The 12,569-nt window shown below is 66.8% G+C and carries 16 protein-coding genes; 8 read left to right on the forward strand and 8 right to left on the reverse strand.

Annotated features, from left to right (window positions below; all coding sequences use genetic code 11):
• Positions 1-158: 158 nt before the first annotated feature.
• From ABE485_RS23875 to ABE485_RS23900, 6 genes are all read left to right on the forward strand, one after another.
• On the forward strand, positions 159-899 hold the full coding sequence (locus ABE485_RS23875; RefSeq protein ID WP_346517725.1) for an IclR family transcriptional regulator: 741 nt from the start codon (positions 159-161) through the stop codon (positions 897-899).
• 96 nt (positions 900-995) lie between these two features.
• A complete protein-coding gene (locus ABE485_RS23880; protein WP_346517726.1) occupies positions 996-1,739 on the forward strand; it encodes a transporter substrate-binding domain-containing protein in 744 nt (247 codons plus the stop codon).
• Positions 1,736-2,404, forward strand: a complete 669-nt coding sequence (locus ABE485_RS23885) for an amino acid ABC transporter permease (protein ID WP_346517727.1) — start codon at positions 1,736-1,738, stop codon at positions 2,402-2,404. Before ABE485_RS23880 ends, ABE485_RS23885 begins: the two co-directional genes overlap by 4 nt.
• Positions 2,401-3,180, forward strand: a complete 780-nt coding sequence (locus ABE485_RS23890) for an amino acid ABC transporter ATP-binding protein (protein ID WP_346517728.1) — start codon at positions 2,401-2,403, stop codon at positions 3,178-3,180. Before ABE485_RS23885 ends, ABE485_RS23890 begins: the two co-directional genes overlap by 4 nt.
• Entirely contained in the window at positions 3,177-4,124 is a 948-nt protein-coding gene (gene hutG / locus ABE485_RS23895; protein WP_346517729.1) for a formimidoylglutamase, read from the forward strand. The genes ABE485_RS23890 and hutG overlap by 4 nt, the downstream gene beginning before the upstream one ends.
• 303 nt (positions 4,125-4,427) lie before the next feature.
• Complete coding sequence (locus tag ABE485_RS23900; RefSeq protein ID WP_346517730.1) at positions 4,428-5,717, forward strand: Glu/Leu/Phe/Val family dehydrogenase; 1,290 nt, start codon at positions 4,428-4,430, stop codon at positions 5,715-5,717.
• A gap of 198 nt (positions 5,718-5,915) precedes the next feature.
• On the opposite strand, the gene ABE485_RS23905 is transcribed toward ABE485_RS23900, so the two are convergent.
• The 6 genes from ABE485_RS23905 to ABE485_RS23930 all read right to left on the reverse strand — a co-directional run bounded on the left by ABE485_RS23905 (position 5,916) and on the right by ABE485_RS23930 (position 10,061).
• Entirely contained in the window at positions 5,916-6,734 is an 819-nt protein-coding gene (locus tag ABE485_RS23905; RefSeq protein WP_346517731.1) for an RsiV family protein, read from the reverse strand.
• Positions 6,735-6,766: 32 nt separating this feature from the next.
• Entirely contained in the window at positions 6,767-7,543 is a 777-nt protein-coding gene (locus tag ABE485_RS23910; RefSeq protein WP_346517732.1) for a lipoate--protein ligase family protein, read from the reverse strand.
• Positions 7,540-7,815, reverse strand: coding sequence for a lipoate protein ligase C-terminal domain-containing protein (locus tag ABE485_RS23915; protein WP_008162345.1), 276 nt, complete (start codon positions 7,813-7,815; stop codon positions 7,540-7,542). The genes ABE485_RS23910 and ABE485_RS23915 overlap by 4 nt, the downstream gene beginning before the upstream one ends.
• A gap of 23 nt (positions 7,816-7,838) precedes the next feature.
• Positions 7,839-8,303, reverse strand: a complete 465-nt coding sequence (locus tag ABE485_RS23920) for a GNAT family N-acetyltransferase (RefSeq protein ID WP_346517733.1) — start codon at positions 8,301-8,303, stop codon at positions 7,839-7,841.
• 15 nt (positions 8,304-8,318) lie between these two features.
• Entirely contained in the window at positions 8,319-9,020 is a 702-nt protein-coding gene (locus ABE485_RS23925) for a glutathione binding-like protein (protein ID WP_346517734.1), read from the reverse strand.
• Between the two features lie 135 nt (positions 9,021-9,155).
• A complete protein-coding gene (locus tag ABE485_RS23930) occupies positions 9,156-10,061 on the reverse strand; it encodes a DMT family transporter (RefSeq protein ID WP_346517735.1) in 906 nt (301 codons plus the stop codon).
• Positions 10,062-10,184: 123 nt separating this feature from the next.
• Between ABE485_RS23930 and ABE485_RS23935 the strand changes: the two genes are divergently transcribed.
• Positions 10,185-10,652, forward strand: a complete 468-nt coding sequence (locus ABE485_RS23935; RefSeq protein ID WP_346517736.1) for an Lrp/AsnC family transcriptional regulator — start codon at positions 10,185-10,187, stop codon at positions 10,650-10,652.
• Positions 10,653-10,656: 4 nt separating this feature from the next.
• On the opposite strand, the gene ABE485_RS23940 is transcribed toward ABE485_RS23935, so the two are convergent.
• A complete protein-coding gene (locus tag ABE485_RS23940) occupies positions 10,657-11,148 on the reverse strand; it encodes a glutathione peroxidase (protein WP_346517737.1) in 492 nt (163 codons plus the stop codon).
• Between the two features lie 251 nt (positions 11,149-11,399).
• Between ABE485_RS23940 and ABE485_RS23945 the strand changes: the two genes are divergently transcribed.
• Positions 11,400-11,729 carry a tetratricopeptide repeat protein gene (locus tag ABE485_RS23945; protein ID WP_346517738.1) on the forward strand — a complete coding sequence of 110 codons (330 nt, stop codon included), beginning with the start codon at positions 11,400-11,402 and terminating at the stop codon, positions 11,727-11,729.
• A gap of 15 nt (positions 11,730-11,744) precedes the next feature.
• Here ABE485_RS23945 and ABE485_RS23950 read toward each other — a convergent pair whose 3' ends face one another.
• The gene (locus ABE485_RS23950) at positions 11,745-12,569 is read right to left on the reverse strand and encodes a hypothetical protein (protein WP_346517739.1); all 825 of its coding nucleotides are present in this window, start codon (positions 12,567-12,569) and stop codon (positions 11,745-11,747) included.

Genomic DNA, 12,569 nt, shown 5'->3' on the forward strand with positions numbered 1-12,569 from the left:
GCGCAGCCCCGCAGTCGCTGAAAACCCGCCTGAGGCGGGTTTTTTTTGGCCTGTGTTTCGGGGTTTTCCCTTGTGATTCTCAGTAGGTGGGAAAAAATCAAGGACGCAAAACCATAAGTTGATAATCTCGCCGCCATATTGCTGGGAGATGAATGCTTATGTCGGATACGTCCGTAGGGGCGGGCGCGGATCGCGTCCTGTATGTGCTGGCCACCCTGGCCCGGCACGACGGCCCGCTCAGCATCGCCGCCCTGGCCGAAAAAACCGGCCTGGCGCAGAGCACGCTTTACCGGCAGGTCGCGCTGCTCAAGCGCTGGGGGTTCGTTGCCGAGCACGAGGGCGAATACGGACCCGGACCGCTCTGCGTGCAGCTGGCCTGGGGCTTTGACCAGTCTTCCTTCCTGATTCACGAAGCGCAGCCGGACATGGCGGCGTTGGCGGCGGCGTCCGGCGAAACCATCGGCCTGCTGGTGGCCGTCAAGGATCAGGCCGTCTGCCTGGACATGGTGGAAAGCCAGCACCCGCTGCGCTGCTCGTTCACCAAAGGCCGCGGGCTGCCCCTGGCGCGCGGCGCGTCGGCCAAGTCCCTGCTGGCATTCATGCCGCATGCCCGCCTTCAGGCTGCGCTGGCCTACCTGGCCGCCGAAGCCGGCGTGGATGCCGGCCGGCTGGCCGGCGAACTGGAAGCCATCCGCGAGCAGGGCTACGCCGTGACCGACAGCGAGGTCGATGCCGGCGTGTGGGGGGTCAGCGTTCCGATCTTCCAGCGCGCCCACCAGGCCGTCGCCTCCATCACCCTGATGGCGCCGTCCACGCGGGCCGCGCAACGCCCGGACGCGCTGATCGACATGACCGTGGCCGCCGCCCGCCGCATTTCCGAACGATTGAAGTCCGCCTGACCGCCAGGCCGCCGCCATACCGGATTACACGCTGCACCCTTAGCCAGTCCCTAGCCGCAACGAAAACCGTACCTACCCATATCCATAGGACCCACCATGACCACTCGCCGCACATTGCTGACCGCCGCCCTGACCCTGAGCCTGGCCTGGGCCGCCGGTTCCGCGCATGCCCAGGAAACCATTCGCGCCGTCACGGACGCCACCTTCCCGCCGATGGAGTTCGTCAAGGACGGCAAGCGCACCGGCTTCGACATTGAACTCGTCGAAGCGCTGGCCGGCGCGATGGGCAAGAAAGTCGAATGGATCGACATCGACTTCAAGGGGCTGATTCCCGCCCTGCAGGCCGGCCGTGCCGACATCGCCGTGTCCGCCATCTACATCACGCCCGAGCGCAGCAAGGTCGTCGACTTCACCGATCCCTACTATGCGGGCGGCCTGGTGGTCCTGACCAAGGCCGACGGTCCGATCAAGACGCTGAAGGACCTGGACAGCCGCAAGGTGTCCGTGCAGGTCGGCACCAAGTCGGTCAATTACCTGAAGGAACACTTCCCGAAGGTGCAGCGCGTGGAAGTCGAGAAGAACCAGGAAATGTTCAACCTGGTGCAGATCGGCCGCGCCGATGCGGCCGTGACGGGCAAGCCCGCCGCCAAGCTGTTCGCGCAGAGCACCACGGGCCTGACCGTGCTGAACGAGCAGGTGACGACCGAGGACTACGGCATCGCCGTGCCGAAGAACAAGCCCGAGCTGACGCGCGACCTGAACGCCGCGCTGCAGAAGCTCAAGGCTGACGGCAGCTACCAGGCCATCGTGAACAAGTGGTTCGAGGCGCCCGCGAAATGAACCTGGAATTTGCTCCCGTCTTCGCCGATTTCGACGCGCTGCTGCGTGGCGCGCTGGTCACCGTCGAGGTGACCGCCGGCGCCTTGCTGCTGGGCTGCGTGATGGGCCTGCTGGTCGGCGTCGGCCGCCTCAACCCGCAACGCCGCGTCATCTATCACCTGTGCAGCACGTACCTGCTGTTCTTCCGCGGCACGCCGCTGCTGGTGCAGCTGTTCATCTGGTTCTTCGGCTTGCCGCAGTTCGGGGTGACGCTGCCGGCCTTCGCCTGCGGCGTGATCGGCCTGGGTATGTACTCGGGTGCGTACGTGTCGGAAATCGTGCGGGGCGCGATCCAGTCGGTGGACCGCGGCCAGACGGAAGCGGCGCGGTCGCTGGGCATGTCGTCCGGCCAGGCCATGCGCATCATCATCCTGCCGCAGGCGGTGGTGCGCATGATCCCGCCGCTGGGCAACGAATTCATCGCGCTGATCAAGAACTCCGCGCTGGTGTCGCTGCTGACCATTCACGATCTGATGCACGAAGGGCAGAAGATCATCAGCGTGTCGTATCGCTCGCTGGAAACCTACCTGGTGGTGGCGCTGATCTATCTGGTCCTGACCACGGTCGCCATGGTGATTTTGCGCAAGGTGGAACAGCACCTGCGCGCCGGAGGGATGGTGCAATGAGCCACGCCAAAGAAATGATCCGCATCCGCGGCCTGCACAAGTCCTACGGCGACCACGCCGTCCTGCGCGGCATCGATTTCGATGTGCTGCCGTCGCAGGTGGTGGTGGTCATCGGGCCCAGCGGCTCGGGCAAGAGCACCTTGCTGCGCTGCTGCAACGGCCTGGAGGTGGCGCAGGGCGGCACCGTGGAGATTTGCGGCCAGACGCTGCAGGACCATGGCCAGATGCTGCCCGAGGCCGAGCTGAACCAGCTGCGCATGCAGGTGGGGATGGTGTTCCAGGGCTTCAACCTGTTCCCGCACCTGTCGGTGCTGGACAACGTGACGGTCGGTCCGCGCAAGCTGCGCGGCATGGGCCGCGAGGAAGCCAACGCCCTGGCTGCCGACCTGCTCAACAAGGTCGGCCTGTCGCAGAAGATGTCGGCCATGCCGGCCAGCCTGTCCGGCGGGCAGAAGCAGCGCGTCGCGATTGCGCGCGCGCTGGCCATGCAGCCGCAGGTCATGCTGTTCGACGAGCCGACGTCGGCGCTGGATCCCGAGCTGGTGGGCGAGGTGCTGCAGGTCATGAAGCTGCTGGCCCGCGAGGGCATGACCATGATGGTCGTGACGCACGAAATGGGCTTTGCCCGCGACGTGGCGGACATGGTGGCCGTGATGGACGGCGGCGTCATTCTCGAATCCGGCCCGCCGGAGGTCATCTTCAGCCAGCCGCGCGAGGCCCGCACCCGGGAATTCCTGCAGGCGGTCCTGAGCGCCGGTCCGGGAGCGGCGGCATGAGCGTGGCGCAACTGGACAAGAGCCTCTGGAAGGCGCGCGACGACAGCGCCGAGCAGGGCGACACGCGCCGGCTGGCGCATATCGTCGAGCCGGAGGCCGGGCAGGCCAAGCGCGGCGAGGCCGTGCTGCTGGGCTTTGCCTGCGACGCGGGGGTTGCGCGCAACCAGGGCCGCCTGGGCGCGGCCGCGGGTCCTGCGGGCATTCGCAAGTTCATGGCGGGACTGCCCGCGCATGGCCTGACCCGCCTGCTGGATGCGGGCGACGTGGCTTGCCAGGGGGATGAACTGGAAGACGCCCAGGAACGGCTGGGCCTGCGCGTGGCGGGATTGATGGAGCAGGGCGCGCGGCCGGTGGTGCTGGGCGGCGGGCACGAGATCGCGTGGGGCAGCTTTCAGGGCCTGAAGCGCTGGCTGGAGGCGCGCGGCGATACCGGTCCCGTGCTGGTGCTGAACCTGGACGCGCACTTCGACCTGCGCACCGGGCGGCCAGGCAGTTCGGGCACGCCGTTCGACCAGATCGCCCGCGATTGCGAAGCGCGCGGACAGGCATTGCAGTACGCCTGCCTGGGCGTGTCGCGGCTGGCCAATACGCCCGCGCTGTACGCGCGCGCCGCGGAAGTGGGCGCTGTCTGGGTGGAAGACCGCGACATGCAGGAGCGCCACCTCGAGGCGCGGCTGGCCAATGTCGACGCCTTGCTGGCCCGGGCGCGGCACGTGTACCTGACGATCGACCTGGACGTCCTGCCGGCGGCCGTCATGCCGGGCGTATCCGCGCCGGCGCCCTATGGGGTGCCGATGGCGGTGATCGAGGAAATCGTCTTGCGGGTCAAGGCCAGCGGCAAGCTGCGACTGGCCGACATGGCGGAATTCAACCCGGCGTTCGATATCGACGGCCACGGCGCGCGCGCGGCGGCGCGGCTGGCGTGGCAGCTGATGTCGGCGTGACGGCCTGCGGCACGCGTCGCGGGGTGATTTGAGTGGGGGGCGGATTCTTTGGAATCCGCCCTTTTTTATTTGGATGGGAGGTGTGGCGGGGTGGGGGCCGTCATCCAGGCGGCGGATGCGGGCGCCCGGAGGGTGGACGCGTGCGGAATGGCGACTTAGGATAGAAGGACCTTCAGGGCCGGTCTGCGACCCGTTCGGTATCCGCAACATATATACGTCCCCATTTAAAATATTTAAACTTTAAATAGGGACGCTATGATTTTCGTGGATAAAATGGCGCAACTTTGTCAGGAGAGCATGCTCATGTCTCAAACTCCCACCCATGCCTTGCCGTCTTATCTGAATGCCGATGACCTCGGCCCCTGGGGTAATTACCTGCAACAAGTCGACCGGGTTACGCCGTACCTCGGTTCCCTGAGCCGGTGGGTCGAGACGCTGAAGCGTCCGAAGCGCTCGCTGATCGTTGACGTGCCGATCGAACTGGACAACGGCACCATCGCCCACTTCGAGGGCTACCGCGTGCAGCACAACGTGTCGCGCGGCCCGGGCAAGGGCGGGGTGCGCTTCCACCAGGACGTCACGCTGTCCGAAGTGATGGCGCTGGCCGCCTGGATGTCGGTCAAGAACGCCGCGGTGAACCTGCCCTACGGCGGCGCCAAGGGCGGCGTGCGGGTCGATCCGCGCAAGCTCTCCGCGTCTGAACTCGAGCGCATGACGCGCCGCTACACCAGCGAAATCGGCGTCATCATCGGACCCTCCAAGGACATTCCCGCGCCTGACGTGAACACCAACGCCCAGACCATGGCCTGGATGATGGACACGTATTCCATGAACGAAGGCGCCACCGCCACCGGCGTGGTGACGGGCAAGCCCATCGCGCTGGGCGGCAGCCTGGGCCGCGTCGAGGCCACCGGCCGCGGCGTGTTCGTCGTGGCATGCGAAGCCGCGCGCGACCAGAACATCGATGTCTCCAAGGCGCGCGTCGTCGTGCAGGGCTTCGGCAACGTGGGCGGCACGGCCGCCCGCCTGTTCCATGAAGCCGGCGCCAAGGTCATCGCCGCGCAGGACCACACCGGCACCGTGCACAATCCCGCGGGCCTGGACGTGCACAAGCTGCTGTCGCACGTGTCGCAGACCGGCGGCGTGGGCGGCTTCTCGGGCGGCCAGGCGCTGGACAAGAACGAGTTCTGGACGCTGGAAACCGAATTCCTGATCCCGGCAGCCCTGGAAAGCCAGATCACGGTGGACAACGCCGCCAAGGTGCGCGCCAAGATCGTGGTCGAAGGCGCCAACGGCCCGACCACCCCGGAAGCGGACGACATCCTGGCCGAAAACGGCGTCTATGTGGTGCCCGACGTGCTGGCCAACGCCGGCGGCGTGACGGTCAGCTACTTCGAATGGGTGCAGGACTTCTCCAGCTTCTTCTGGAGCGAAGAGGAAATCAACCAGCGCCTGGAACGCCTGATGCGCGAAGCCTATGCATCGGTGGCGCAAGTGGCCCGCGAACACAAGGTGACGCTGCGCACCGCGGCGTTCATCGTGGCTTGCACGCGCATCCTGCAGGCGCGCCAGGTGCGCGGCCTGTATCCGTAAAGACTGAATCGGCAATGCGCTTTGCCGCGCATTGCCGAGGAGGCGAGAGAGACAAAAAAAGGAATCGCCCCGAAAGGGGCGATTCCCATTTGTGCGTCCGGTTTGTGCGTCCGGTTTTGTGTCCGGCTGTGCGCCCGGGTTGTGTGCCACGTTCGCGCGTCCGGTTCCGGGCTTGCGACGCAAGCCGCGGTTCCGCCTCTACGACGCCGGCAGCAGCTCCGGTTTCAGGATGCCCCGCAGGTCCGCATAGGGTATCGCCAGTTCGGGCTCGCCGTGCGAATACGGCGCGATCGAATAGGCGTCGTACTTGACGACGATGCCGTCCCGCGTCAGCGCAAAGTTGTCGCTTTCCTGGAAGGGCCACATCTTGTTGTAGGACGCCGGATCACGTTTGGCGTCGGGGTTGCCTGCCAGCCACTTCGTGTGCGCCCGCTGCAGGGCGGCCACGTATTCGGCGCGCCGGCCGGGGATCAGCGCTTCGTCCAGGCTCATCACGCGGCCGCGGCTGCGCTCCCAGTTGAGGTACTGCGTGGCCGGTATGCCGTGCGCGGCGCCGGTCAGGAACTGTTCGGTATGCAGTTCGATGGACACGACGTCGCCCACGGTGTCCTTCACGCTGGCCTTGAAGTAGGTCGCGTCGCGGGGGCGCGCGGTCGACCAGAAGTACTTCGTGTATTCCGACAGGGTGTCGTAGGGACCGCGGCGGTTGGCGTCGGTGCCCGTCATGTAGGCCAGTACGTGGTCGACCAGCGCCGTCAGCTTGGGGATGCCCGGAAAGGCCACGCTGTCGATTTCAATGCGCGGGCAGTCGCCGTCGCAGCCGGGCTTGCTGGACGCCCACTTGATGCGCTCGGTCGACAGGTCGCCCACTTTTTCCGGCGTGGCGGACGACTTGGCGTCCGGCGACGCCAGGGTGATGTTCGACGGCGGCGTGCTGCCGCAGCCCGCGAGCGCGAGCAGGGCAGCGCCCAGGATCAGACCGCTTATCGCGCCTTGCGGCGTGAACGTGCGACGCATTGAATTACCTCCAGAAAACCAGGGCGCCGCCTTCAGGGCACGACACCCGTCCATTCCGCGGTGGAGAACTTTTCGTCGGCCTGCGCCTGCGCGCGCGCCAGCGTGTCGCTGCCCACCAGCCCCGGAGTCAGACGATGCAGCCCCGCAAAAGTTTCCACCATGCGGTCGATGATGACTTCGCGCGCAAGCCCGGTCTGCGTCCGCAGCGGATCGACGCGCTTCTTCGCGCTGGTGGTGCCCTTGTCGGACAGCTTCTCGCGCCCGATGCGCAAGACCTCGACCATTTTATCGGCGTCGATGTCGTAGGACATGGTGACGTGATGCAGCACGGCGCCGGCGCGGCGGGCCTGGGCGGCCCCGCCGATCTTGCCGATGTCCGAGGCGATGTCGTTCAGGGGCTGATACCAGGCCTTGATGCCCAGGCCCTGCAGGGCGGTCAGCACCCAGGCGTCCAGGAACGCATAGGACTCCTGGAAGCTCATGCCGTGGACCAGGGCCTGGGGCGCGCTCAGCGAATAGGTGATGGAGTTGCCGGGTTCGATGAACATCGCGCCGCCGCCGCTGACGCGGCGCACGACCTCGATGCCGTGGCGCCGTGCGCCCTCGGGATCGACCTCGTTCTTCAGGGATTGGAAGCGGCCGATCACGACGGCGGGCGCGGACCATTCCCAGATGCGCAGGGTGGGCGGACGCTGGCCGGCGCCGACTTCGTCGGTGATGACGGCGTCCAGCGCCATGTGCAGCGCGGGCGCCTGCGGGCCTTCATGGATCAATTGCCAGTCGTAGTCGTTCCAGTCGGTGCGGGTCATGCAAGGGCCCTCCGCAGCACCACGGCCACGGCTTCGGCGGAGAAGCCGAACATTTCGGCATCGGCCGGCAACGCGGATTGCACCGCCACCGCAAGTTCCAGTTCGCCCGCGTCGGCGGGCATGCCGTTCAGGCCGCGGTTGATGGCCTCCAGCGCTTCGGGCGGCTCCAGGAAGAAGTCGCCGCTGATGCGCACGTCGGCCAGGCGGCCGTCCCGCACTTCCAGATCCGCGACGACCAGCTTGCCGCCGGGGACTTTGTATTCGCCATGCATGGGCGCTCCTTGAAAACAAGACATTACAGGCTGAGCTTCATGCCGTCGTGGCTGGCCTTGAAACCCAGACTTTCGTAGAACCGGCGCGCGTCGGGACGGGCGCGGTCGGTGGTCAGCTGGACCAGCCCGCACCCCTGGGTGCGGCACTGTTCTATTGCCCATTCGAACATGGCGCGGCCCAGGCCGGCGCCGCGGAACGAGGAAGCGATGCGCACGCTTTCGATCTGACCCCGCCACTGCCCCAGCCGCGACAAGCCGGGTATGAACGATAACTGCAAACAGCCTACCACTTGTGAATCCTGCTCAACCACGGCCAGGAATTGGTTGGGATCCTGCTGGATTGCGCCAAATGCGGCGGTGTAGGCCGGATTCAGCGGGATGGACGCGTCCTCGCGCGCCGCGCCCAGCGCATCGTCGGCAAGCATCGCCACGATGGCGGGCAGATCCGCCAGGCGCGCGCGGCGGAAAACCAGTTGCAGGTCGGTCATGGCGCTTCCTTGGAATCAGCGGGCGACGTTCTGGGCGGTCTGGCCGAACAGGATGCGGCGGGATTCCTCGTCGCTGACCGACGGCGCGGTGTTGATCGTGTCGGCCAGCGCGTACGCACGCTGCGTGGCGGGGCGCGCGCGGATGGCGTCGAACCAGCGCTTCAGGTGCGGGAAGTCGTTCAGGTCCTGGCCCTGCTTGGCGTGGGGCACGATCCAGGGATACGCCGCCATGTCCGCGATGGAGTAGTCGCCGGCCACGAATTCGCGGTCCGCCAGGCGCTTGTTCAACACGCCGTACAGGCGGTTGGTTTCCTTGACGTAGCGGTCGATGGCGTAGGCAATGCGTTCCTGCGCGTAGCCCGAGAAGTGGTGGTTCTGGCCGGCCATGGGGCCCAGGCCGCCCATCTGCCAGAAGAGCCATTGGGAGACTTCGGCGCGGCCGCGCACGTCGGCAGGCAGGAAGCGGCCGGTCTTTTCGGCCAGGTAGAGCAGGATGGCGCCGGACTCGAACAGCGGGATCGGCGCGCCGCCGTCGGCGGGCGCCTGGTCCACGATCGCGGGGATGCGGTTGTTGGGCGCGATGGCCAGGAATTCGGGCTTGAATTGGTCGCCCCGGCCGATGTTCACGGGGTGGATCTTGTAGGGCAGGCCGGTTTCTTCGAGGAACAGCGTGATCTTGTGACCGTTGGGGGTAGTCCAGTAATAGAGATCGATCATGGGGGTGTCCTGTCGTCATGGCGCCGCGGGCCGGAGCCCGCGGTTCGGAAGGCCATGATAGCGGGGCATGCCGGACAGACCCCTGAATAACCGGGGACCGGGTGCGGGTTTGCCCGCGGTCCCGGCCCCGCGTGCTCAGGCCGCGCCTGCGCGCGGGCTGCCCGGCAGGCGCCAGGTCCAGTTCAGGCTGACGGCCGCGGCGGCCAGGAAGATCAGCGCAACTCCCGCGATCTGCGAGGCGTCCATGCGGTGGCCGTAGACCACGAAGTCCAGCAGGATGGCGACGGCCGGGTAGATGAAGCTCAGCGCGGCGGTGGAGGTGGTGGGCAGCTTCTGGATGGCCGAGTACATCAGGATGTACATCAGGCAGGTGTGGATGAGGCCCAGCGCCACCAGGTATCCCCATTGCACGGGCTGGGCGGGCAGGGCGTTGAAGTCGGCCATGGGCAGCAGCATGACCGCGCCCAGCGTTACCTGCACCAGGGCGAGCACCTGGGGCGGGATGCCCTTCAGGCGCTTGACGATGATGGCGGTGATGCCATAGAGCGCGGCCGCGCCCAGCCCCAGCATCAGGCCCGACAGGTAGGCGCTGCCGCCCGCGGCGCCCGTATCGCCCAGCCGCAGCACCAGCAGCAGGCCGGCAAAGGCCACCACCGACCAGGCCAGCTTGCCGCGCGACGGGCGTTCGCCCAGGAACAGCACGCCCAGGCCGATCAGGAAGAAGGGCTGCACGTTGTAGACGGCGGTGGCGAGCGAAATGGAAGCCAGCCGGTAGGCCGAGAACAGCAGCACCCAGTTCAGGACCAGGGCCGCGCCCGCGCCCAGCGCCAGGGCCAGCGTCCGGGCCGTGAAGAGGCCGGGCTTGAGCAGGCCCCGGGCCCAGCAATACAGAAAGAGCGACAGCGCGCCGAAGACGCAGCGGAAGAAGACGACGTTCCAGGCGCTCTGGCCCGATTCCAGCACAAACACGCCCAGCGTGCCCGACAGGGTCATGGCAGCCGCCATTTGCGCAAGGCCGACGCGTTCAGTCGAGGGGATCATGATGTTTCTCCACAGGCCCTGCGGCCCCGATGTTCGATGGAGAAATTATCCCAGGCGCTTCGAACTGCTTATATGATGTTGTCGTGGCACTTTGATGATTCAACCTTCCTTTAGGTGGAATTTATGCAAAACGACCTAAAAAATGAAAACCCGGTGCTGGACGGCATCGACCGCCGTCTCGTGGAGATGCTGTCGGCCAATGCGCGCACGACCACGGCCGATCTGGCCCGGCAGGTCGGCATGTCCGCGCCCAGCGTGGCGGACCGCCTGCGGCGCCTGGAGGAATCGGGGGTGATCCGCGCCTACACGTTGGATGTGGACCCGGTGGCGCTGGGCTACGGGCTGGAAGCCATCGTGCGCATCCGGCCGTTGCCCGGACAGCTGCGCCACGTGGAAGGCGTGATCCAGGACATTCCGGAATTTGTGGAATGCGACAAGGTGACGGGCGACGACTGCTTCATCGCCCGCATGGTGCTCAGGTCGATCTCGCACCTGGACGGCATCCTGGACCGCGTGACCGAATTTGCCGAAACCAACACGTCCATCGTCAAGGCGCACACCGTGCGCCGGCGGCTGCCGCCGCTGCGTTAGCGCGTCAGACGGGCGCGGACAGGGCCTTGGCGATGTCGTCGCGGATGCCGGCCGGCGTGTCGGTGGGCGCATAGCGCTTGATGACCTGGCCGTCGCGCCCCACCAGGAACTTGGTGAAGTTCCACTTGATGCCTTCGGTGCCGAAGACGCCAGGCTTTTCGCCCTTGAGCCACTGGTAGAGCGGATGGGCGTCCGTGCCGTTGACGTTGATCTTGGCGAACAGCGGGAAGGTGATGTCGTACTGCATGCTGCAGAAATCGCGGATCTCGGCTTCGTTGCCGGGTTCCTGGTGGCCGAACTGGTCGCAGGGAAAGCCCAGCACGGTCAGGCCGTCGTCGTGGAACGAACGGTACAGTTCCTCGAGTCCCGCGTATTGCGGCGTGAAGCCGCACTTGGACGCGACGTTCACCACCAGCAGCACGCGGCCGCGATAGGCGGCAAGAGACTGTTCCGCGCCGTCGATGTCGCGGGCGGAGAAATCGTGGATCGTGGTCATGCGGGCTCCTGGAGTGTGCGTCGGGGACGCGGCGCGTCGACGCGGAATCACCCAGCGAGTGTAGCGCCGCCGGCCGCGCGGGGCATGGATGCGGCGCAAGGATCCGCTGATCCCGGATGGCTCCCGCAAGCGCTTGCGATCCGGCGGCGTCCGCGTCCGGCCCCAGTGCCTGCGGGGGCTTTGCGGCCCGTGAGCCGCGGCGGTCCTATCATGCGTTATTGCCGGATGCGCCAGGGAAAAGGAGCCACAGTATGGAAGGAATGACGGAACGCCTGGAGGCGATGCTGGCCAAGGGCACGGACAACATGCTGCTGCGCTTTTCGCTGGGCAAGGCCTATGCCGAGCAGGCCTGCTACCGTGAGGCGCAAGCGCATCTGCGGGCGGCGCTGGCGTTCGATCCCGCCTATTCGGTGGCGTGGAAATGGCTGGGCAAGGCTTACCTGGGGCTGGGCGACAAGGACGGCGCGCGCGCCGCCTGGGAGTCCGGCCTGCAGGCGGCCCACGCCCGGGGCGACCAGCAGGTCGTGAAGGAACTGCAGGTGTTCATCAAGCGCCTGGACAAAGAGGCGGCGGGCGCCTGAGCGCCCGCGGCGGGCCTAGAGAAAATCGCCGAAGCAGCGCTGCACGGCGTCCTCCGAATAGCCGTCCTCGCCGCGCCAGGCTGCCGCATAGCGCCAGTCGCTGCGGCCGGGCACGCGGCGGTCGTACGACAGCGGGCGCAGCACGTCCGCGCAGGCCAGGATGTCGATCAGCATCTGGCGTTCGGACTTCGATGACGCGACCACGGTCTTGAGCTTCTGCTCCAGCGCGCCGGGGCCATCTTTGGCGTCGCAGGAGGCGGCGACGGCCAGGATTTCCCGGAACAAGGCGATGTCCTGCGCGGTGGGCGCGGGGATATCGGCGGCCGCCAGTTCGCGCAGGTCGAACCAGGTGTATTCAAGCATGCCGTGCCGCACGCCGCCCCACTTGATCCGTTCGAAGTTCATCACGTTCAGGTCGAGGTCCGCGTAGCATTCCTTGGCGACCACGCTGCCTGCGGCGTCGCGGCAGACGCCGCAGACGTGGCTGACGTGCGCGACGCTGCCGTCGGGCGCGTAGCTTTCACCGCTGATCGCGGCCGCATAGGCGTGGGGCGCCAGCGCCTGGGCGACCTGATACGAGGCCAGGCCCGAGCGCCAGTCCAGGCGGCGGGCGGAAAGGCTGCAGAGGAACGCGCGCGCCGGCAGCGATGCCGGGATGCGCTCGCGCAGGGCCAGCGTTTGCGCCAGGCAGTCATCGTGCGAGAGGCTGACCGGATCGAACATCAGCCCCCTGGACTTTGCGTATTCGAAATCCTCGGGGGCGGTGTGGCGCTGCGCCCGGTCGATCCAGCCGCTGCTCCAGTAGGTCTTGAAGAGTATGTTCCTGGCCTGCTTGTCCAT

The organism is Achromobacter spanius, assembly GCF_039673305.1.
In the GTDB taxonomy this organism is placed as follows: domain Bacteria; phylum Pseudomonadota; class Gammaproteobacteria; order Burkholderiales; family Burkholderiaceae_B; genus Achromobacter; species Achromobacter spanius_F.